Source organism: Variovorax sp. GW458-11-26-14-LB1 (genome assembly GCF_059423965.1).
Genome location: NZ_JBWKYW010000009.1, coordinates 78,965 through 98,879 on the forward strand (window position 1 = coordinate 78,965; position 19,915 = coordinate 98,879).

Annotated in this window: 26 protein-coding genes and 1 tRNA gene; 12 read left to right on the plus strand and 15 right to left on the minus strand. The window is 67.3% G+C overall.

Annotated features, from left to right (window positions below; genetic code table 11):
- Nucleotides 1-64: 64 nt before the first annotated feature.
- Nucleotides 65-772, minus strand: coding sequence for an SDR family NAD(P)-dependent oxidoreductase (locus AC07YS_RS08995; protein ID WP_095946812.1), 708 nt, complete (start codon nt 770-772; stop codon nt 65-67).
- Nucleotides 773-922: 150 nt separating this feature from the next.
- On the opposite strand from AC07YS_RS08995, the gene AC07YS_RS09000 reads away from it, so the two are divergent.
- Nucleotides 923-998 (plus strand) — tRNA-Lys (locus tag AC07YS_RS09000).
- A gap of 124 nt (nt 999-1,122) precedes the next feature.
- A complete protein-coding gene (locus AC07YS_RS09005) occupies nt 1,123-1,407 on the plus strand; it encodes a hypothetical protein (protein WP_062468955.1) in 285 nt (94 codons plus the stop codon).
- A gap of 5 nt (nt 1,408-1,412) precedes the next feature.
- Here AC07YS_RS09005 and AC07YS_RS09010 read toward each other — a convergent pair whose 3' ends face one another.
- Nucleotides 1,413-2,414, minus strand: coding sequence for an alpha/beta hydrolase (locus AC07YS_RS09010; RefSeq protein ID WP_495268549.1), 1,002 nt, complete (start codon nt 2,412-2,414; stop codon nt 1,413-1,415).
- A gap of 90 nt (nt 2,415-2,504) precedes the next feature.
- Between AC07YS_RS09010 and AC07YS_RS09015 the strand changes: the two genes are divergently transcribed.
- Entirely contained in the window at nt 2,505-3,557 is a 1,053-nt protein-coding gene (locus AC07YS_RS09015) for a DUF2272 domain-containing protein (protein ID WP_495268550.1), read from the plus strand.
- A gap of 39 nt (nt 3,558-3,596) precedes the next feature.
- Here AC07YS_RS09015 and AC07YS_RS09020 read toward each other — a convergent pair whose 3' ends face one another.
- The 4 genes from AC07YS_RS09020 to AC07YS_RS09035 form a co-directional block, all read right to left on the minus strand.
- Nucleotides 3,597-3,851, minus strand: coding sequence for a DUF3297 family protein (locus AC07YS_RS09020; protein ID WP_062468964.1), 255 nt, complete (start codon nt 3,849-3,851; stop codon nt 3,597-3,599).
- A gap of 65 nt (nt 3,852-3,916) precedes the next feature.
- On the minus strand, nt 3,917-4,381 hold the full coding sequence (locus AC07YS_RS09025; protein ID WP_492729163.1) for a ribonuclease HI family protein: 465 nt from the start codon (nt 4,379-4,381) through the stop codon (nt 3,917-3,919).
- A 37-nt stretch (nt 4,382-4,418) separates the two neighbouring features.
- A complete protein-coding gene (locus AC07YS_RS09030; protein ID WP_495268551.1) occupies nt 4,419-4,889 on the minus strand; it encodes a DUF4124 domain-containing protein in 471 nt (156 codons plus the stop codon).
- Nucleotides 4,890-4,995: 106 nt separating this feature from the next.
- On the minus strand, nt 4,996-5,964 hold the full coding sequence (locus AC07YS_RS09035; RefSeq protein ID WP_447742174.1) for a LysR family transcriptional regulator: 969 nt from the start codon (nt 5,962-5,964) through the stop codon (nt 4,996-4,998).
- Nucleotides 5,965-6,072: 108 nt separating this feature from the next.
- On the opposite strand from AC07YS_RS09035, the gene AC07YS_RS09040 reads away from it, so the two are divergent.
- From AC07YS_RS09040 to AC07YS_RS09060, 5 genes are all read left to right on the plus strand, one after another.
- The gene (locus AC07YS_RS09040) at nt 6,073-7,149 is read left to right on the plus strand and encodes an aromatic ring-hydroxylating dioxygenase subunit alpha (RefSeq protein WP_495268552.1); all 1,077 of its coding nucleotides are present in this window, start codon (nt 6,073-6,075) and stop codon (nt 7,147-7,149) included.
- A gap of 3 nt (nt 7,150-7,152) precedes the next feature.
- Entirely contained in the window at nt 7,153-8,103 is a 951-nt protein-coding gene (locus AC07YS_RS09045; protein ID WP_495268553.1) for a PDR/VanB family oxidoreductase, read from the plus strand.
- Between the two features lie 47 nt (nt 8,104-8,150).
- A complete protein-coding gene (locus AC07YS_RS09050; protein ID WP_495268554.1) occupies nt 8,151-9,122 on the plus strand; it encodes a Bug family tripartite tricarboxylate transporter substrate binding protein in 972 nt (323 codons plus the stop codon).
- A 180-nt stretch (nt 9,123-9,302) separates the two neighbouring features.
- On the plus strand, nt 9,303-10,253 hold the full coding sequence (locus AC07YS_RS09055) for a hypothetical protein (RefSeq protein ID WP_495268555.1): 951 nt from the start codon (nt 9,303-9,305) through the stop codon (nt 10,251-10,253).
- Nucleotides 10,254-10,326: 73 nt separating this feature from the next.
- Nucleotides 10,327-10,815, plus strand: coding sequence for a GFA family protein (locus AC07YS_RS09060; RefSeq protein WP_495268556.1), 489 nt, complete (start codon nt 10,327-10,329; stop codon nt 10,813-10,815).
- A gap of 379 nt (nt 10,816-11,194) precedes the next feature.
- Here the strand turns inward: AC07YS_RS09060 and AC07YS_RS09065 are convergent, their stop codons facing one another.
- From AC07YS_RS09065 to AC07YS_RS09095, 7 genes are all read right to left on the minus strand, one after another.
- Complete coding sequence (locus tag AC07YS_RS09065; protein ID WP_495268557.1) at nt 11,195-11,614, minus strand: hypothetical protein; 420 nt, start codon at nt 11,612-11,614, stop codon at nt 11,195-11,197.
- Nucleotides 11,615-11,658: 44 nt separating this feature from the next.
- Nucleotides 11,659-12,552 carry a DMT family transporter gene (locus AC07YS_RS09070; RefSeq protein WP_495268558.1) on the minus strand — a complete coding sequence of 298 codons (894 nt, stop codon included), beginning with the start codon at nt 12,550-12,552 and terminating at the stop codon, nt 11,659-11,661.
- Between the two features lie 111 nt (nt 12,553-12,663).
- Entirely contained in the window at nt 12,664-13,824 is a 1,161-nt protein-coding gene (locus AC07YS_RS09075) for an ABC transporter substrate-binding protein (protein ID WP_495268559.1), read from the minus strand.
- A 41-nt stretch (nt 13,825-13,865) separates the two neighbouring features.
- Nucleotides 13,866-14,444, minus strand: a complete 579-nt coding sequence (locus tag AC07YS_RS09080; RefSeq protein ID WP_492745111.1) for a dihydrofolate reductase family protein — start codon at nt 14,442-14,444, stop codon at nt 13,866-13,868.
- Between the two features lie 31 nt (nt 14,445-14,475).
- Nucleotides 14,476-14,850 (minus strand): tetratricopeptide repeat protein, encoded by a 375-nt coding sequence (locus AC07YS_RS09085; protein WP_495268560.1) that lies wholly within the window; start codon nt 14,848-14,850, stop codon nt 14,476-14,478.
- A 63-nt stretch (nt 14,851-14,913) separates the two neighbouring features.
- Nucleotides 14,914-15,708 carry an ornithine carbamoyltransferase gene (locus AC07YS_RS09090; protein ID WP_495268561.1) on the minus strand — a complete coding sequence of 265 codons (795 nt, stop codon included), beginning with the start codon at nt 15,706-15,708 and terminating at the stop codon, nt 14,914-14,916.
- A 34-nt stretch (nt 15,709-15,742) separates the two neighbouring features.
- Nucleotides 15,743-16,165 (minus strand): DUF7684 family protein, encoded by a 423-nt coding sequence (locus AC07YS_RS09095; RefSeq protein WP_139701936.1) that lies wholly within the window; start codon nt 16,163-16,165, stop codon nt 15,743-15,745.
- A 151-nt stretch (nt 16,166-16,316) separates the two neighbouring features.
- Here AC07YS_RS09095 and AC07YS_RS09100 point away from each other — a divergent pair, with 151 nt between their 5' ends.
- The 3 genes from AC07YS_RS09100 to AC07YS_RS09110 all read left to right on the plus strand — a co-directional run bounded on the left by AC07YS_RS09100 (nt 16,317) and on the right by AC07YS_RS09110 (nt 18,546).
- Nucleotides 16,317-16,619 (plus strand): helix-turn-helix domain-containing protein, encoded by a 303-nt coding sequence (locus AC07YS_RS09100; protein ID WP_495268562.1) that lies wholly within the window; start codon nt 16,317-16,319, stop codon nt 16,617-16,619.
- Nucleotides 16,620-17,075: 456 nt separating this feature from the next.
- Complete coding sequence (locus AC07YS_RS09105; protein WP_307584703.1) at nt 17,076-18,077, plus strand: LysR family transcriptional regulator; 1,002 nt, start codon at nt 17,076-17,078, stop codon at nt 18,075-18,077.
- A gap of 4 nt (nt 18,078-18,081) precedes the next feature.
- Nucleotides 18,082-18,546: a GNAT family N-acetyltransferase gene (locus tag AC07YS_RS09110; protein ID WP_495269291.1), complete on the plus strand. Its 465-nt coding sequence runs from the start codon at nt 18,082-18,084 to the stop codon at nt 18,544-18,546.
- Nucleotides 18,547-18,550: 4 nt separating this feature from the next.
- On the opposite strand, the gene AC07YS_RS09115 is transcribed toward AC07YS_RS09110, so the two are convergent.
- Complete coding sequence (locus tag AC07YS_RS09115) at nt 18,551-18,895, minus strand: hypothetical protein (RefSeq protein ID WP_139701940.1); 345 nt, start codon at nt 18,893-18,895, stop codon at nt 18,551-18,553.
- Nucleotides 18,896-18,971: 76 nt separating this feature from the next.
- Nucleotides 18,972-19,457 carry a DUF2165 family protein gene (locus AC07YS_RS09120; protein WP_495269292.1) on the minus strand — a complete coding sequence of 162 codons (486 nt, stop codon included), beginning with the start codon at nt 19,455-19,457 and terminating at the stop codon, nt 18,972-18,974.
- A 99-nt stretch (nt 19,458-19,556) separates the two neighbouring features.
- Between AC07YS_RS09120 and AC07YS_RS09125 the strand changes: the two genes are divergently transcribed.
- Nucleotides 19,557-19,910 (plus strand): hypothetical protein, encoded by a 354-nt coding sequence (locus AC07YS_RS09125; RefSeq protein ID WP_070061745.1) that lies wholly within the window; start codon nt 19,557-19,559, stop codon nt 19,908-19,910.
- The last annotated feature ends 5 nt before the right edge of the window (nt 19,911-19,915 follow it).

Sequence of the window (19,915 nt, forward strand, 5' to 3'; positions counted from 1 at the left end):
GGCCTTGGCAATCGCCAAGGCCTTTTTCATTTGCAGCTGTGCGCTGCCGCCGGGAAATGTCAGATCAAGCGTCGAGCGTCAGGTGCTGGCCGTGCAATGCCGCAGCGCCCGGCGATGCCAGGAAACCGATGGTCTGCGCCGCGACCGAGGTCGACACCCACTCGGCCGGGTTCGCGTCGGGCATCGCCTGGCGGTTGGCCGGCGTGTCGAGCACGCTGGGCGCGACGCTGTTGATGTTCACGCCGTGCGGCGCGGCCTCGGCCGCCATCGATTCCACCAGCCGCTGCAGCGCGCTCTTCGACGCGATGTACGCCGCCATCGCCGGCAGGCCGCGCGCCGCCACCTTGGCCGTCACCGCGACGATGCGGCCCGCGCGGCGCTCGATCATCGAGGGCAGCACGGCCTGCGTCACGGCCACGAACGACCAGGCGTTGAGATTCATCATCCGGTCCCAGCTCGCGCGCGTGAGTGCGTGCGTCGCCTCGCCCATCTCGAAGCCGCCGGCGATGTGCACCAGCGCATCGACGCGGCCGAAGGCCTGCAGCACCTGGCCGGTGAGCGCGGCCATGTCGGGCGCCGAGGTCACGTCGCCGGCAAGCAGCAGGTGCTGTGAGTTGTCCAGGCCCGGGAAGACTTCGGCCAGGCGACCGGCGTGGTGATCGACCAGCGCGAGCCGCGCGCCCTGGTCAAGAAAGTGCTGGGCCACGGCCCGGCCCAGCGCGCCCGCGGCGCCGGTGATCAGTACATGGGGCGTGTTGCTTGCATCGCTCATCGAAAACTCCTCGGATAGGGGGTGGGGCGGGGCCCCGAAGGTCGCGCATCCTAACGCCCTCGTACAAATGTGCAGAAATTTTTTGAAGTCCCAAAAAGATTGGTATATACTCGTGGTCTTGCCAGAAAACACTAACGGTTTTCAAAGCAAGGGCTCTTAGCTCAGTTGGTAGAGCAGCGGACTCTTAATCCGTAGGTCGAGTGTTCGAGTCACTCAGGGCCCACCAACCAACATCGCGGCAACGCTGGAAAGCCTGCTACCCACAAGGTAGCAGGCTTTTTTCATGGTGCGTTCACTTGTACGTTTGATCGCGCCGACGCGAACCTTCGCAAGCCCCTCCCCGACATCCCGTGAAGAAATCCAAACCCGCGCCATCGCCGAAATCCTTCGACCTCAAGCAGCACTGGCATTGGGGCCGCGGCATGCGCCAGTTGCGCATCGCCGACTTCCTGAAGGACGGCCGCCTGCTGGTCCCCGGCGACCTCACGGGCGAAGGCCCGGCCACCGATGACGGCACTGGTGCATTGCGCACCGTGGGCGGCGTGCAGGTCGGCAGCGCCGACTATGAAACCGGCCTGATGTGGGTCGGCCGCAAGCTGCGCGAAGGCGACCTGCCGAGCAAGCCCCAGGGCTGACCTAGCTACGGCGCCGTGACGCGCCGCAAGAACTGCAGCGAGCGCTCCAGCGCCAGCCGCCCCGGCGCATCATCGAGGTTGAACTGGTACTCGTGCGGCAACGCCGGCGTTTGATCGGCGGGGAAGAACAGGCTGTCGACCTGCACGCCCTTCGCCATCAGCGTTTCAGCCATCGACCGCGACTGCCCTTCGAGCGGATCGCCATTGCCTGCAGTGATGAACGACGGCGGAAAGGCCCCGGTCACATAGCGGCGCACCGACGCAGTCTCGAAGGCCGGCGCGTTCTGGAAATCCTTGCTGCCGCTGTACGACCAGAACACGGTCCGCAGGAAACCGCCGAAGGCACCGTCGAGTTTGGCCTGCGCCGCGTCGTAGGCCCCGCAGTGCAGCAGCAAACCCCGCAGCTGCTCGCGCGCGATGACGGGCGTGAGACCGACGGCCTTCGCGTAGCCCGGCACGGCCACCGCGTTCGCGACCTGCGCGACGATGTGCGCGCCCGCCGAGTCGCCGGCCAGCACGAGCCGCGCGGGGTCCACGCCCAGCCGCGCCGCCTCGCGCACCAGATAACCCAGCGCCGTGTTCACCTGCCGCACCGGCACCGGATAGCCCTCGCCCGGCGCGATCGAATAACCGACGGCCACCACGGTGAAGCCCTGCCCCGCCAACACGCGCGCGTAGTTCGCCACGTCGCGCCGGTGGCCCGAGACCCAGGCACCGCCGTGCACCCACACGATGGTGGGCAAGGGCTGCGCGCCCGCCGAGGCCGGACGGAACACGTCGAGGTAGGCATCCGGATCGGCCTCGTCGTAGTGCTGGTCGAGCACCGTCGCGATGCCGGGCGGCACGTGCTTCTGCAGCGACTGCGATGCAGCGTCCGATCCCTTGCCGAAGGCATAGCGGATCATCAGCACCGAGGGCCACGGGCTCCACTGGAACGCGGCATAGCCCACGATCGCGAGGCCGGCGATGACGCCGAGGATCCGCAGCAGGATGGTCTTGAGCTTCACGGTGGAGCGCCTGCGCCGGACGGTCCGGCGCTTCAGGGAGCGCCCTGCATTCTGCTTGCCACGGGCAGTGCCCCGCTATGCTCGCCTCACATGCCGCCACCGCCCGTCATCGCACCCTCCTCCGCGCTCACACAACCGCTGCGCCACGCCGCGCGCACGCTGTGCGCAGCCCTGACGTTCGCGGCGGCGCCCACCTTCGCATCGGCCGCGTCCGGCTGCCTTGCCACGGCCTCCTACATTCCGCCGCCGCCACGCGCCCTCGCGATGGCCGCGCTAGCCCGGCAGGAGCACGTTGCCTTCGGCAGCCAGACGATGGACGCCGAAGGCCGGCTCACCGAGTCTGGCTATTCAGAAGCAGAAGACACGCGCTATCCGATCGACGCGCTGCCCGCATGGCAACGCGTGCTGCGCTACTGGCGCGCGGTCGATCCGTCGAGCGAGCGGTTGCCTTCTCTCGTTCGCTTCGGCGCCCCGCACGCGGCCGACCGCACGCGGCTGACCGACGCGCTGAACCAGGCGAGCGCGGCGCGCCTGCAAGGCCTGGGCGTCGGCCCCGACCAGGGGCTGGCCGCACCGGACCAGCGCGCCATCGAGGTGACCCTGCAGCGCGTCGCGGTGATCGACACGCCCTGGTCCGCCGCGTTCGTCAGCTGGGTCGCACGCGAGGCCGGGCTCGGTGCCGACGAGTTCGTCTTTTCCGAGGCGCACGTCGACTACGCCGGCGCCGCGTGGCAGGCCGGCATCGACGAGGCGGCGGGCCGCGCGACACCGCAGGCCCTGCGCGCCTGCGACCTGATGCGCACGCCGCCACGCCCCGGCGACCTGGTCTGCCACGCACGCGGCGCGCGCGGCACTGCGCTCGATCGCTTCGCCAAGATCGGCGAAGTGATCGCCGCGCGCCCGACGGGCGGCGCGCCGCTGCCGATGCACTGCGATGTGGTGGTGGGCGTGGACGGGGCGGGCTTCGATGCCGTGGGTGGCAACGTGCTGCAGTCGGTCACCTTGCGGCGCCTGGCCTTTGCGCCCGGCACGCGGCTGCTGGACCCGAGCTACCTGCCCGAAGGCTGCACGGCGGGCCGCAGCGCATGCGTCGATCGCCACATGAGCCGGCAGCCGTGGTCGCTGCTGCTGCAGTGGCGCTGAAAGAAAAAACAGGAACGGTGGGGCGCGTGCCCCGGTCCGTCAGTCGCGGTAGTACACCTCGACAGCGCCCTTGAGCTTGATCAGCAGCGGATAGCCCTTGCGGTCCAGCGTACGGCCGGCGGGCACCTTGATCCAGCCTTCGCTGATGCAGTATTCCTCGACGTCCAGGCGGTCCTTGCCGTTGAAACGGATACCGATCGGGTGCTCGAACACGGCGGGAATGTGGTGCGGACTGCGCGGATCGGTCGAGAGATGGTCGGGCAGCGTGGGCTTGGAGGTGGCTTCTTCGGTCATGGGGAAACGGGTGTCTGAATCGACCCGAATGATAGAACCTGCCACATACCCCTTCGCGAGGGCCGCTAGCGCCGCTTCTTCCAGGCCTTGGGCGGCGGCTTCGGCCCAAAGCCCAGCGCGGCCCGCGCGAGCGCGTCGGCCTCGGCGTTGCGGTGGCGCGGAATCCATTGCACGCGCGCCTCGTCGAAGCCCTGCAGCAGCGTGCGCGCCTCGTCGAACAGCGGCGCCATGCGCACGATCGGTCGCACGTCGGCAGCGCCGCTCAGCTGTTCGACCAGCGTGCTGTTGTCGCTGAAGGCCTGCACGCTCGTGGCGCCGCGCGCCTGCAGTTCGCGCAGCGCGAGCGTGAGCGCCCGCAGCTCGGCCTCGTTGTTGCAGCCCGTGGTGTGCGTGGCCTGCGAGAAGGTGTGGCGGGTGCCGTCGGGCTGCGTGATGACGACGCCGACGCCCATGCGCCCGGGGTTCGGCATGGCACTGCCGTCGCAATGGACGACCCACGGGGAAAGGCGCTCGGGCGCGGCAACGGTCATGAAGAAGCAGGAAGCAGAGGAAAGAGGACGAACGCGCTCAGCAGTTGTTGCGCTTGATGCCCGCGAGATTGCATGGCCGCTGGCCGGGCGGCGGCCCGGGGTCGCGCGGCGGACGCGGCGGCCGGGGGTGATACCCCGGTCGCGGCGGGCCGTAGTACGGATCGCCGCCCCAGATGTAGGTCGGCCCCGGGTCGGCCGCAGGCGCCTCGCCCACCGGGTAGCGCGGAATGATGGCCGGCCCCGAGGGTGCGGGCTGCGGCGGTGGGGCAGACGGTGCCGCGTAGTCCGGCCGGCGCGGAGAGTCTTCCTCGTTGGAGGCGCGCGGCGGTGCAGGCGGCGGCTCGTCGATGCGCAGCTGCCGCGACTGCCTGGTCCCCGGCGGGCAGGCACCGTCGGTGTAGACGATGCGCCCGTCGGCATCGGTGCAGCGCACCACCTCCGCCTGCGCGGCCGGGACGGCCACGACAAGCCAGAGCAGCGAAACGAAGAGAAAGGTGGGCGAGCGCATGGAGACGCCCTTTGTAACAGTGCGCGGCCGCTCGAACAAGCGGGCACGCAGAAACGGGTGGGGGATGAGGTTCGCAGCAGAGGGAAAGTCGATGCCGGCCGGCGCGTCAACGCGACTTGGCTCGCGCACTTTTCCTGGCCGGAGGCTCGGCCTGCGTGGTGATGCGTGGGTAGTGCTCGAAGGTATGTTTCATCACGTCGCGCAGCCAGACCACGGCCGGGTCGTGGTGAAAGCGCGGATGCCAGTGCTGGTTGAGTTGAAACTGGGGCACGGGCACCGGCGGCTCGAACATGCGCACCGTGCCCATGCGGGCGAAGACCTCCGCCAGTTCGCGCGGCACGGTCGCGAGCAGATCGGCGTGCCGGTCCATCAGAAGCGGCACCATCAGGAAGTGGGGCGTCATCACGGCCACGGTGCGGCGGATGCCCTGGTCTTCCAGCACCTTGTCGTAGCTCTCCGCCGAGTGGCCGGTGAGCGAGACCACGATGTGCCGCATCGCCTCGAAGCGCTCGCGCGTGAGGGTGGCGCCGATGTCCTTGTTCCGCGCGCTGGCGATGGTCACGAAGGAGTGCAGGAACAGGCGCTGATGAAAGAGCCCCTCGGGCGCCGCACGGATGGACCCCACCGCCAGGTCGGCCTCGCCTGACGCAAGCAGCCCTTCGACCTGCTCGAGCGGCACCTGCAGCGTTCGCAGCGAACAACCGGGCGCCTCCTTCTTGAAGCGCTCGAGCAGCGGCGGCAGGAACACCAGTTCGCCCATGTCGGTCATGCACAGGGTGAAGGTGCGTCGCGCCAGTGCGGGCTCGAACCGGGCGCCTGCCAGGATCTGCTGGCGCACGGTGGTCATCACCTCCACCACCGCAGCGCGCATGCCCTCGGCCTTGCGCGTGGGCTCCATGCGGCTGCCGACCTTGACGAACAAGGGGTCGTCGAAGAAAGCACGCAGCCGGTTGAGCGCATGGCTCATCGCGCTCTGCGTCAGCCCGAGGCCCTGCGCGGCCTTCGTGACACTGGCCTCGCGAAACATCGCGTCGAAGACCGCCAGCAAATTCAGGTCGAGGTTTTCCGCATGCATGCTGCGCATTCTAGGAATGACTGAAATGACATTGATACATGGGAACCCTCGTCCTACGCTCTGCCCATGCCGTGACCCGAACGCGGCGGACAACAAAGGAGACTCCCCATGTTCATCAAAAACACCTGGTACGTGGCTGCCTGGGACAACGAGCTCACGCCGCAGGGCCTGTTCGCCCGCACCATCATCGGCGTGCCCGTTCTCATGTACCGCAAGGACGACGGCGAGATCGTCGCCATGGAAGACCGCTGCTGCCACCGCGGCGCGCCCCTGTCGGTGGGACGGCGAGAAGGCGACTGCGTGCGCTGCATGTACCACGGCCTGAAGTTCGACGCCTCGGGCCAGTGCATCGAGGCGCCGGCCCAGAAGCGCATTCCCATCCAGGCCAGGGTGCGCACCTTCCCGGTGGTGCAACGCCACCGCTGGGTCTGGATCTGGATGGGCGCCCCCGACAAGGCCGACCCGGCGCTGATCCCCGACACGCCATGGCTGGACGACCCGCACTGGCGCAGCCTGGACGGCTACATCCACTACGACGTCAACTACCTGCTGATCTGCGACAACCTGCTGGACTTCTCTCACCTGCCCTTCGTGCACCCGACCACGCTGGGAGGCAGTGCGGACTACGCCGCCGCCCAGCCCAAGGTCGAACGCATCGACAACGGCGTGCGCATCACCCGGTGGGCCCTCGACACCGAGCCGCCGCCTTTCGCCCAGGCGGTCAAGGACTGGGGCAGCAGGGTCGATCGATGGAACATCTACAACTTCACCATCCCGGCCATCCTGCTGATGGACTCCGGCATGGCGCCCACCGGCCAGGGCGCTGCCGAAGGCAACCGCGAAGGTGCGATCGAGTTTCGTGGCTGCCAGGCCATCACGCCCGAGACGGAAAACTCCACCCACTACTTCTTCGCGCATCCCCACAACTTCGCCATCGACCAACCCGAAGTCACGCACTCGATCCACCAGGCCGTGGTGGATGCCTTCGACGAAGACCGCGACATCATCACCGCGCAGCAAAAGAGCCTGGCGCTGGCGCCCGACTTCAAGATGATGGCCTTCGGCATCGACGCCGCGCTGAACCAGTTCCGCTGGATGGTCTCGCGCCGGCTGGAAGAAGAAGCGCTCGAGGAAGCCGCGGCCCGCCCTGCCGCCACAGCAGCGCCCGAACCCGTCAAGGCCTGAGCCATGAAGCTCCTCGTCACCCGCCTCACGCAAGAGGCGCAGGATGTGCTCGGCCTGGAATTGCGTGCGCAGGACGGCACCGCGCTGCCGCCCTTCACCTCGGGCGCCCATGTGGACCTGCTGCTGCCCGGCGACATCCGCCGCCAGTACTCGCTGGCCAACTCGCCGCTGGAGCGCCACCGCTACGTGCTCGGTGTGGGCCTGGCGCCAGCCTCGCGCGGCGGCTCGGCCTTCGTTCACCAGCGCCTTGCCGTGGGTGATGTGCTCGAGGTGGGCGCGCCGCGCGCCCTGTTCGGCATCGACCCGGCCGCCACAGAGCATGTGTTCGTGGCCGGGGGCATCGGCATCACGCCCATCCTGAGCATGATCCTCTGGTGCGAGGCCCACGCCAGGCCCTGGAAGCTGCTGTACTGCGTGCGCACGCGGGCCCGTGCCGCCTATGCGTGGACGCTGGCGCGCCACCATGACCGCGTGCAGCTGCACGTGGACCAGGAAGCGGCGGGCACGCCACCCGACCTGGCGGGCTGGCTGGCCGGTACGGCCCCAGGCGCCCACCTCTACTGCTGCGGCCCCGAAGGGCTGATGAACGCGGTCGGCGCGGCCGCAGGCGTTGTCGGCATCGACAAGGCGGCCACCCATTTCGAACGCTTCGCACCGCCGGAACCCGCCACGCCCGCAGCGCCGGCCGGCACCTTCACCGTGGTGCTGCATCGCAGCGGCCAGAGGATCGAGGTCGCACCGCGGCAGAGCCTGCTCGACGCACTGGAAGGCGCCAACGTCAGCATTCCCTTCTCGTGCCGCGAAGGCATGTGCCGCAGCTGCGAGGTGCCGCTGCTCGAGGGCGAGGCGGATCACCGCGACTTCGTGCTCAGCGACGAGGAGCGCGACAGCCACACCTGCATCCTGCCCTGCGTGTCTCGCGCGCGCAGCGCCGTGCTCGTTCTCGATCTCTGACACCCCCAACAACAGCAGACCACCCAACCCCACCACTGGAGACAACCATGTTCAAGCAAATGACTGCCGCATGCGCAGCGATCACGCTGGCGCTGCCCATCGCCGCGCAGGAGAGCTACCCCTCGCGGCCGATCCGCCTCGTCGTGCCCTACGCCGCCGGCGGTGCGACCGACTTCGTGGCACGCACCCTGGGCGATCGCCTGTCGAAATCGATGGGGCAGCCGGTGGTGGTGGACAACAAAGCGGGTGCGGCAGGCGCCATCGGCGCCGGCGAAGTCGGCCGCGCCAAGCCCGACGGCTACACGCTGCTGATGACCATCACCGATTCGCAGATCAACAACACGGCGCTGTTCAAGACCCTGGCCTACGACCCGCAGAAGGACTTCGTCGGCGTCACGCAGGTGGTGCGCAGCCCGGCGCTGATTTCCACGCACCCCGGCACCGGCATCAAGAGCATCGAAGACCTGAAGGCCAAGGTGGCCAAGGGCGGCGCGAAGCTGAGCTACGGGTCCTGGGGCGTGGGCGGGCTGGGCCATCTGGCCGGCGAGAGCCTCAACCGCGGCCTGAATGCAGGCATGGTGCATGTGCCGCAACGCGGCGAAGGGCCCGTGGTGACCGACCTGCTGTCGGGCACCATCGACGTCGGACTGTCGTCGGTGCCCAGCGCGATGCAGCATGTGCCAACGGGCAAGGTCGTGCCGCTGGCCGTGCTGGGACGACAGCGCTCCACCACGCTCCCGCAGGTTCCGACCATGAACGAGCTGGGCTTCAAGGACCCGCTCTACGACACCAACGTCTGGATCGGGCTGCTGGCACCGGCGAAGACGCCACAGCCCATCGTCGACAAGCTGGCCCGTGAAGTGCGCGCCATCGTCGGCTCGCCCGACGTCAGCCAGCTGTTCGTGGGCCGGGGCTTCGAGGTGATGAACAGCACGCCCGAGCAGTTCGCGGCGTCGTACAAGGAGGAGTTCAACGTGATCACCAGGCGGATGCGCGAGCTGGGCGTCGAGGCGCAATGAGGCAGGCGACCACCCGGACCGTCATGCAAGGACGACCGATGCATCTTCCGTGCGCCGACCGCCAGTGACTGCGCGGCCGGCCGCATCAGGCGTTCCCTAGGCGACAGGCGCGGCGCGGAGACTTTGCCATCATCGCGAACTCGACTGGCGCCCGCCGCCGGCTACACGGAGCCCTTCCCCATGACCTCGCCTTTCACCACCACCGCCCTGGGCCTGTGCGGCCCGCTGCGCCAGCCGCGCCAGATGCTGGCCGACCAGACCTACGACGACCACAAGTCGATCCACGACGACGCGACGGCCGAAACGCTGGGCCTGCGCGCCGGGCCGATCGAAGGGCCGACGCACTTCAGCCAGTTCGATCCCCTGCTCTTCCATGTGTTCGGCCAGGCCTGGTTCGAGACCGGCTGCATCAGCGCCCACTACCAGAACATGGTGGTCGAGGGCGAGTCGGTGCGCGCCTTTGTCGACCTGCCCGCGCCCGGCGCCACCTTCGTGCGCCTGCGCGCCGAGAAGGCCGACGGCACGCCGGTGCTGACCGGCACCGCGTCGGTGGGCGATGCCGGCCAGCACCCGCACGAGCTGCCCCAGCGCATCGCGAAGCTGCGCCCGGCCCAAGGCCTGGTCATCAACCGCGACCTGCGCGTGGGCCAGCGCGGCGCCGTCGTCGAGAAGATCCGCATGGGCTTCGACCAGCACATGGGCGATCACTACCCCTTCACGCTCGCCGACAAGCTCAAGGTCATCACCGAGCCCTGCGACTGGTACACGGCCGAAGGCGGCAAGCGCTCGCCGTGGGGCCGGGCCATCATCCCGACCGAGATGATCAGCGTGCTGCTCGGCTCCACCAGCGCCGAGGCGCAACTGAATGGTCGCAAGCCGGCCGTGGGCCTGTTCGCCGGGCAGGAGATTCGCCTGATCAAGGGCCCGCTCTTCGTCGACCAGGACTACGAACTGGAGCGCGAGATCATCGCGCTGAGCGAAAGCGCGCGCACCGAATCCGTGTGGATACGCACCCAGGTGTACGAGATGCCCTCGCGCACGCTGGTGGCCGAGATGATCCTCAATGGCGCGACGATGAAGGCGTCGTACCCCCACTACGAAGCCGAGGCCAAGGAGCTGGGGCTGGCCTGAGCGCGGTTCGCGCAGCTGCATCGAGCGCCGTCGATCGAGGGGGCAGAATCCCCTCTTTTTTTCCGGGTGCCGTATGCCAGCTGTACTTGAAGGGGGTTGCCTCTGCGGCAAGGTCCGATTCAGCACGACCCAGCCGCCGCTGCGCACGTTCGCGTGCCATTGCACGTTCTGCCAGCGCATGACCGGCACGTCCTTCTATGCGGAGTCGCTTTTTCCGATGGACGCCGTGCAGTTCAACGACGGCGAACTGCGGCAGTACGCGCACCGATCGGACGGCAGCCACAAGCAGGTCTTCGTTCATTTCTGCCCCTCGTGCGGCACGACGATGGGCCTGACCTTCGAGCGTTGGCCCGATGTGCGCGCCATCTCGCGCGGGTGCTACGACGACCCCAACGCGGTCGAACTCACGAGCCACATCTGGACCCGCTCCGCCCAAAGCGGCGTGGCCTTGCCGGCCGACGTGGATTGCTTTGCCAAGGCGCGGGCCACGCTCGATGGCCAGCCGGAAGTGGCCTCGCGGCATGAGGCGCCCGTATTGGCTCGACAAGACGGCGGGGCCTGAACTCTCGCTTCAGCCGGCCATCAGCGGCCATTCGCCCGACGACGGCGAAGCACGACCCCCAGGTAGTAGACCGAGGCGCACGTGAAGAGGCCAGCGACCACGGACCAGACGGCGCTCCCGCCGATCAGATTGGCGCCGTCGGGCGTGATGCAGCTGGATGCGGATACTTCAATGCAGTCCCTGTGCCTGTAGTACCGCTCATGGAATGCCCACCAGAAGAACCCCGCCGCCGCGGCGCATGCGACGAAGAGGATGGCGGGCCGGGTGATTGGAAGAGGCTCTGTGGTCATGGGCTTGGATCGCTAAGCCGGGCAGCGTGGGAGCATCGCGGCGCACGATGCGAATAAGCGGCTATCCGATGCACCTCACGACGGGACGTTCAGCGCGGTCGCGACGCCACGCGGAGCGCCTCTTCCCTGAGGTACGAAGAGGCCGCCGTGTTCGCCAGATCGTGCAGCGTCTGCAGCAATGAAACGCCACCGATCTCCGTCGTGCCGGCGTTCAGGATGCGACCGACCATGGCGATGCCGAGTTCGCTGGGCTGTCGCGCGAGGGAGCGAAGAAGCTCAGGCTGGTAGTTCGGCAAGCTCTCCAATCCGTGAACGATGGTCCACATGACCCCATAGCCGTCTTCCTCCGGGTAGCGCTCGAAGACGCTCAGCATTTCGGGCATGGCTTGCTCCGGACTGCCTGCCCTCCAGAGTTCATCCAGAAGCGAGTCCAGGTGGCGCCAGCTGCCATCCTCCGGCGGTGCGAAGTTGGCGATGTCGTGAGCGATCTCGGAAGTGGTTCGGGGCATTGAAAGTCTTGTGCGCGTGGCTGCTTCTGGCCGACTCTAGCGGCTCAGGCGGCCTTCTGCTTTTTCTGCACAGACCTCGGCGCCTCGCTGCGCGCCAGCCACAGTCCGCTCGCGACGATCAACGCCCCGCCGCCCAGCGTCCATGCATCGGGTGCGGCCTGCCAGAACACCCAGTCCATCACGAGCGCCCACGCGAGCGCGCTGTATTCGAAGGGCGCGATGGCCGCGGCCTGGCCGTGGCGGAAGGCCTCGGCGATGGCCAGCTGGCCCAGGAAGCCGCTGAGGGCCAGGCCCGCCAGCGCCCACGCGTGCCCGGCCTGCAGCGGCACCCATTGCGGCGCCGCGAACAGGCTGCCGCCGACGGCCATGCCCGCCGTGGTCCAGAAGACCAGCGCGGCGCTCGGCTCGGTGCGGCTGATGAGCCGGCCCAGCATGTTCGACAGCGCATAGCAGACGGCCGCCACCAGGATCGCCAGCGCACCCGTCGAGAGGAAGGCCCCCTGCTCGGGCCGCAGCGCGACCACCACGCCGACGAAGCCCAGCCCGATGGCGATCCAGTGCCGCGGCTGCACCGATTCGCCCAGCATCGGCACGGCGATGAGCACCATCAGCAACGGCGCGATGAACGTGAGCGTGTAGGCCTCGGCCAGGCCCAGGGTCTTCAGGCCGTGCACGAAGAGCACCAGCATCGTCATGTTCAGCGCGGTGCGCAGCAGGTGCAGGCGCCAGCGCAGCCGGCGGTTGAAAACGCCGGCCGCCTCGCGCCGCCAGACGATGTACACGCACACCAGCGGCAGCGCCGTGAGACCGCGCAGCGCCATCACCTGCACCGGCGGGTAGTGCCCGGCCAGGGTCTTGAGCAGCGCGTCCATGCAGGCGAAGAAGGCGCAAGCCAACAGCATCGCGGCGATGCCGCGCAGGGTTCCGGTCGGGTGCATGGTCAGGCTGTGGTCTCGCGGCAGTGGCCGGGACGGACGGGATTTGTTCTTGAACGCCGAGCATAGGCGCTGCGAACGCCGGGGTCTTGGCCTGATGCCGCCGGCCCCTGCCTACCGGCACTCGTTCCAGTACCCATCCGGGTTCGCCTCCAGCGGCGTGGCGACCCGTTTGAGCGACACACGGCCCTGCGCGTCCTTCGCGACCACGAAGACGTGCCCGTCCTGCACCGGGAAACCGTTGCGCAGAAACTTGAAGCCGCTGCGCACCGACGAAAAGTCGGCCTCGTTGAGCGCGTTGCGCAAGGCACCGCGATCGGCGACGGAGCCCTTGGTCTCCTTCAGCGCGCGGTCGATCAGGAGCGCCGCATCGAAACCTTGCGCCGCATACTGCGAGGGGATGCGCCCGTGCCTCTTTTCGAAGGCGGCAACGAAAGCCTTGCTCGTCGGGCTCGGCAGGTCGGGGCCCCAGACCGCGCCGGCCAGCACATGAAGCGCGGCCTCCTTGAGCAACGGCAGTGTCGTGCCGTCGACCGTGCCCACGGTCAGCAAGGGCACCTTGCTCAGCAGGCCCGAGCGGTTCATCTGCTGGATGAAGTTCACGCCCATGTCGCCCGGCAGGAACGCCACCACCGCATCGGGCGCCACGCGCTGGATCTGCGCCAGCGCCGCCGCGTAGTCGGTCTGGTCGGGCTTGACGTTGATTTCGCTCACCACCTCACCCGAGTAGTAGCGCTTGAAGCCGCGCAGCTGGTCCTTGCCCGACGCGTTGTCGGGCGCAATGAACAGCGTCTTCCAGTAGCCCTTGTCGACGGCGTAGCGTCCGACGATCCCGGCCTGGTACTCGTCCTGGTACGAGGCGAAGACGAACCGGGTGTTGCACTGCTTGCCGGCGATCGGCGCGGGGCCGGCATTCGAGCCGACGAACAGCATGCCCGCCCGAGCCATCGGCTTGGCCATGGCCATCATCACGTCGGAGAAGGTCACGCCGGTGATGAAGCTGACCTTGTCCTTCTCGATCAGGCTCTGCACCAGCTGCACCCCGCGCTCGGGGCTGTGCTGGTCGTCTTCCTTGAGGACCGTCACGGGAACGCCGCCGAGCATGCCTTGGCGTTGCTCGACCGCCAGCATGAAGCCGTCGTACTGTTCCTGCCCGAGCGCGGCCCCGGGGCCGGAGAGCGTGCCGATGAAGCCGATGGTGACCTGCGCGGAAACGGCCAGTGCCGCGGCGCCCAATGTGCAGGCCACGAGGGCCGTGCGGATGCGGTGGATCAAGATGTTCCTTGTGATTTCGCTCGCGATGTTTCGCGGTTCGACTACCCGGCCTTCAAAGGGCCGACGACCTTGTAGGCGCTGAGGAGGATGCCCGATGGCATTGCTTTCGTGGTGACAAGCTCGAAGGCGCGTGGTGGAGTGCCCTGTGCGAAGAAGCGCTTTCCCGCGCCCAGCAGCACCGGATAGACGAGCAGCACGACGTCATCCACCAGGCCGTGTTCCAGCAGCGTCGATGTCAGCGAGGAGCTGCCCCAGAGAATCAGGTTCGGGCCAGCCTGAGACTTGATGCGGCGAACGCCCTCGACGACGTCCGGTCCCACGCTTTCGAACGGGCCCCATGCCAGGCTTTCGGGGCGGTGGGTCACGACATGCTTGGTCGCCGCATTCAGTCCATCCGCCATCGCGCCGCTCGGCGCCTTGGGCCAGTAGTCCGACCACAGGTCGTAGGTGCGACGCCCGAGCAGCAGATCGAAGCGCCCGCCATGCGCGGCGAGCACTTCATCCCGGCCGGCGGGGCTGCGGTAGGGCGTGGTCCAGTCCGCGTAGGGAAAGCCGTCTTCGCCCGAGGTCTGGATCACACCATCCAGCGAGATGTGCTCCATGATTTTCAGCGTTCTCATGCGGGTCTCCTTGCTTGGGGTGGGAGGGGGCTCAATGGGCCTGCGCATCAAAGTATGCCGGCCACGACAGCGGCGAAGCCTGGAGCCCTTCGGCCCCACGGAATGCAGACATGGCTTTCGCGCGTGAGCCGAAGTTCATCGTTGCCACGCCGAGGTTGAAGAACGTGTTCCGATCGGTGGAGCCGAGTTCGACTGCACGCTGCAGGGCGGATGCAGCCTCTTTGTGCTTGCCTTGATCGGAAAGCACGGCGCCCAAGCACGTCAGGGCAAGGACATTGCCAGGGGATTCAACGAGCACCTTCGAGAGCAACGCTTGCGCAGAGGCAAGGTTCGCTTCCCACATGTCGGGGTTGTTCCATGCGTCCTCGACAAGCGATCGGCTGATGGAGATGAAGTCCTCGCTCATAGGCTGTTCAAGCTTTTCTCGACTCTATTCCGTCCAGCACTCGACTGACTGGCCTCGGTCAATTCAGGTTGCAAGCAGATATTGAAGCACCGCTCTTTGCACCGGCAAGAGGAGCTTCTTCTGCTCGTAGCCGACGAAGTGCGGATAGCGACGAGGGTCCACCGAAAGTTCACCACTGACAGTGAACGGTGGCGTCGGCAACAGCACGGGGTTGCCCATCCGAGTCAGATCTTCGACGGACAGCGGACGGCTCAACTGCTCCGTGCCCCGAGGCCAGCCATCGGTGATGACCACGTCCGCTGCTTCTGGGGAAGCCGATGAAAAGGCGACGTTGGGGATGGTCTCGTGGAAGCTCTCATGGCAGACATGAACCAGCGTAAAGCCCAGCACGCTGGCCAGCTCGTGCCACGAACGAAACACGTTTGTCGGCGGCCCCCAAAGGCAGATGCGCACCTTCTGGATCGGGCCTATGGTTGTTTCGATGAAGTAGGCGTCCGTAAGAACTTCGCATGGATGGCCGGCGTTTGACATCGCATTGACCACAGGCCTGCGGGACGAAGCAGCGAACTCCGCGAGGCGCTCATGGTTCGATTCCCGGATGACGTAGATGTCATAGAAAGGGTCGAGATAGCCCGCGAGATCGCACACGCGTTCGTTTGTCTTCAGGAGATTCGGCAGTTCGATGACGGACAGGTTCAGTTCGTGGAACGCCTTCAGGAAGGTCGTGCGCGTGCGAATGCCGTTTCCTTCGAATGACCAGGCTGCGGCGCCTTGAACATCCACGGGGGGCAATGCAGCCAGGCGCCAGATCGCGCGAACATCCTCGGGGGAAAGTGCTGACAGGCTGACTAGGTTCATGGCTGGGGATGCGTCAGAGGTCTCGCCCACCCTATCAGGCGCGGCTATACGCATTAAGCATCGGGCCTGCACTCTCATTGCGGGCGATGTGCAGCAAGATCGCTTGAGGTAGCTCCACTATCGGATGAGCAGCAGTGTGTTTGCAGAAATAGAAAACCTCATCCAGTGGATCACTGTCATGCCATGTCGTCACGACGAATCGATCCTCTGGAATGTCCTCGAAGGGGAATTGACCTATGTTCGCCCAGTCGACAGAGTCGTCCCACAAAGTGCAGTCCAGCCCCCACGCCATCATGTAGAGGCAGCCGGAATTCACCAACCAGTTGCTGACATCGTCGCGCCACTCAATGGAGACTTCCTCCTCGATGATCACAACAGCCCGAAAGGGGGCCAAGTACCCGATGTTGGGCAGCGTGGCGCCAGGTTGCATATGGAAGTAGACCGGAAGTTCTGGCATGAAATCTAGGCAATAAGGGACTTGAGCTCTTCTTGAACGACAGGCCCTGCCCGCCGACGCGAACGTCCGGCTGTGGTCGCCAAGAACCGCTCCCGCCTGATCGTACCTACCCGCCCCGGACGCCTCCCCGGCAAGCAGTGACAATCACCCCATGGCCCAAGGAAAACGAATTTCTTCCGACATCGGAGACGACGCGATCCAAGCGATCAAGGCGTTCGGTGCTGCCGCCAAGCTGGCGCGCACAACGGCTGGCGAGGGCCAGGCCGCTGCTGCCACGCGCTTGGGCGTTCACGTCCAGACGATCGCACGGATCGAATCGGGTGAGCCGGGCGTCGCGATCGGGCACGTGCTCGGCATGCTGGCGCTCTACGGCATCTCGGCGACGTTGCAACAGCAACAGCAACAGCAACTACCGACGGAGAGCGGCGAGCGCCCCACTGGCCAACCCGGCTAGGTATCGCCACGACAGCACGCAGCGACTGCAGCGTGGCTTCAGCCGCTTCGATTCGCCGCTGCAGCTCTTCATTGACCAGCCGCACGAGCGCGCCGAGTTCGGTGCACGTCGGGTACACCTCGTCGGTGTCGTTCACATGTTGCGGCACGATGAGTTTCTCGATGCACGCATACGCGCGGCGCACCATGTGAAAGCTGTCGAGGTCGTCGCAGGCCTGAAGGGCGAGCGATTCGGCGCAGAGAGTCGCCGAGGATTCGGGTAACGAGGGAGCGAGCGCCATGCGTGGCCTCCGGGAGGTGGGCGCAGAGGTGTTTCGGGAGACCAAGCCCGGCCGCGCCTCCTCAGGCGCAACGGGCGGCAGTATAGCCACGCACCCCCACCCCTTTCACGGCGCAAAACCGGGATGCCCCTACGACCCGTGCCCCCTCCCCCGATGCTGGAACAATGCGCCGATCTATGGATGGTCTCGATCTCATCAAAACGTTCCGCGAAGTCGCGTTCCGGCGCAGCTTCTCCCGCGCGGCCCTGTCGCTGGGCATGTCCAAGGCGACGGTCAGCCGCTATGTGGCCGAGCTGGAAGCGCGCAGCGGCGTGCGCCTGCTCAACCGCTCGACCCGCTCGCTGAGCCTCACCGACGCGGGCGAGGTGCTGCTGGAGCGCAGCACCGAGCTGGTGACGATGGCCGAGAACACGCTCAACGACCTGCAGGCGCACGGCTCGCACCCGCGCGGGCGCCTGCGCATGAGCGCGCCGCACGGCCTCATCGCAGGTTGGCTTTCGGACGTGATCGCGGAGTTCATCAAGCTCTATCCCGACGTGTACGTGAGCCTGAATTTCACCAACCACGACATCGACCTGATCGAGGAAGGCATCGACATCCACCTGACGGGCGGGCGCATCGACGACATGAACCTGATCGTGCGCCGGCTGGTGCGCTTCGACATGGTGGTGTGCGCGTCGCCCGCCTACTGGGCGCAGCGCGGCATTCCGCAGGTGCCCGAGGACATGGCGCGCCACGACGTGCTGAGCTATTCGCCGATGCCCACCACGCACCTGCCGTTCGAAACCGACGGCCAGCCGCACGACGTGGCGGTGCACAGCCGCATGGAGGCCAACGACGCGGTGGCGCTGATCGAGCTGGCGCTGCGCGGCGTGGGCGTGGCCTACGTGCCCGAGCCGCTGGCGCAGTCGCACCTGGAGCGCGGCGCGCTGGTGCCAGTGCTGCGCGACCACATGCCGCACGAGCACTGGCTGTATGCCGCGTACTCGCAGCGCCGCCACAACAGCGCGGCGATGCGCGCGATGCTCGACTTTCTCGAAAAATCGATGGGACCGGTGCCCGAGCCCATGCCCGCGGCAGTGCCGGTGGCGTTGCCGGCCTGCCCTGTCAACGCCGCGACCACCGCCGCTGCCATCGCGGCGCGCAACACATCCGTGCCCAATGGAAAGGCCCCCTGACCTCATGACCACGCCCGCGCTCCTGATCCGCCCGCCCACGCCCGACGACTTCGCCGCCTGGAAGCCGCTCTGGGACGGCTACAACGCCTTCTACGGCCGCGAGGGCCCCACGGCCCTGCCCGAGGCGATCACGCAGGTCACGTGGCAGCGCTTCTTCGATCCGTACGAACCGGTGCATGCGCTGGTGGCCGAGCGCGAGGGACAACTGGTGGGGCTGGTGCACTACCTGTTCCACCGCAGCACGACGCGCATCGAGCCGACCTGCTACCTGCAGGACCTGTTCACGCAGTCGTCCGAACGCGGCCGGGGCGTAGGCCGGCAACTGATCCAGGGCGTGTACGACGCGGTGCGCGGCGCGGGCGGGCAGCGCGTGTACTGGCAGACGCACACGACCAACGCGGCCGGGCGCACGCTCTACGACAAGGTCGCGAAGCACGAGGGTTTCATCGTCTACGCGACGATGGTCTGACCGATCAGTATTTGATGGTGATGCCGGCCTTCACGCCGGTGTTGGCCTTGCCATCCGAATGCGCGCCGCCCGAGAAGGAGACGTCGCCGCCGGTCTTGGCACCGACCGAATAGGTGGGCCGCTTGCCAGACGTGTCGGTGCCGGCTTCCAAAGCGCTGCCGTCGGGGCGCTGCACGCCGACCGTGGCGCCGTTCGTGCGGGCCGAGGTTTCGGTGGAGTTCACATTGGGCGCGATGTAGGCCGTGCCCTTGTCGTCGCTGTCGACGGGCACTCTCACGGGCTCCGCGATGGCTACCACGGCGGCAGCGCAGGCAACCCCACCCAGGAACGCAAGAATCACTCTGTTCATGGAGGCTGATGGTGGATGCAGCGCGTCGCGCGGGCTGTGGGCGTGGCCTCACCCCGCGCGTAGGACGAAGGCGGCATCAATGCCATGACAGGTTGAACAGGAAGAACGCCGCCAGCACCCACAAGAGCAGCACGAGGTGCGTGAGTTGCAGGCCCTCTTGCCGTATCCAGTAGCCGAACCACAGGCCGCCCAGGTGCATCGCGAACAGAAAGGCAGCAAAGCCGGCCAGCCCCAGGTTGAGCCACGGCCGCGCGGCGGCTAGGTCGCCACCGACCACCAGCATCGCGCCGCCGGCCCAGAACGCCAGCGCCGCGCCGAGCTGCAACACCAGCACCACGCCCAGCGCCGCGCGGTGCAGCGCCACCGAGCGGATGGCGCGCGTCAGCAAGGGCGTGTCGATGGCCGGATCGACGCGCAACGGCGCCATCGACATCGTGCCCCCGACCGCAAACACCGAGCCCGCGAAGCCGCGCCAGTTGTTGCGCACGGCAATCGACAGCCACAGCGCCATGCCCAGCGCGTGGAGAGACTGGAACAGCCAGACGGAGGTAGGGAGATTCATCGGGGCGCCTGCGTTTTTAAATATCAAAGATTATTCTTTGATATTGATGTGCCCGCAGGCCGGCGCTCAAAGTCCCTCAAGGAAGGTCGAACGAATGCCATGAACACCGCCACCACCCCACCCGGCCCCTCGCCCGAGGCGCTCGAACGCCTGCTGGCCGCCGGCCGCGACGGCGCCCTGCTGCGCATGAGCCTGGCGCTGGCGCACCACCGGCGCGACGACGCGCCCACGGCGCTGATGCATGTCGAGAAGGCGCTGGCCTTCGACCCCGAGTTCACCGCCGCGTGGCGGCTGCAGGGCCTGCTCGCACTGGCGCTCGGCGACGCCGCGAAGGCCGAGGCCTCGTTCGCGCAGGCGCTGGAGGTGGCGCAGCGGCGCGGGGAGCTTCAGCTGGTGAAGGAACTCACCGTGCGGCTGCGGCGCCTGCGCACGCCGAAGCCGCCCGCCGACTGAACGGC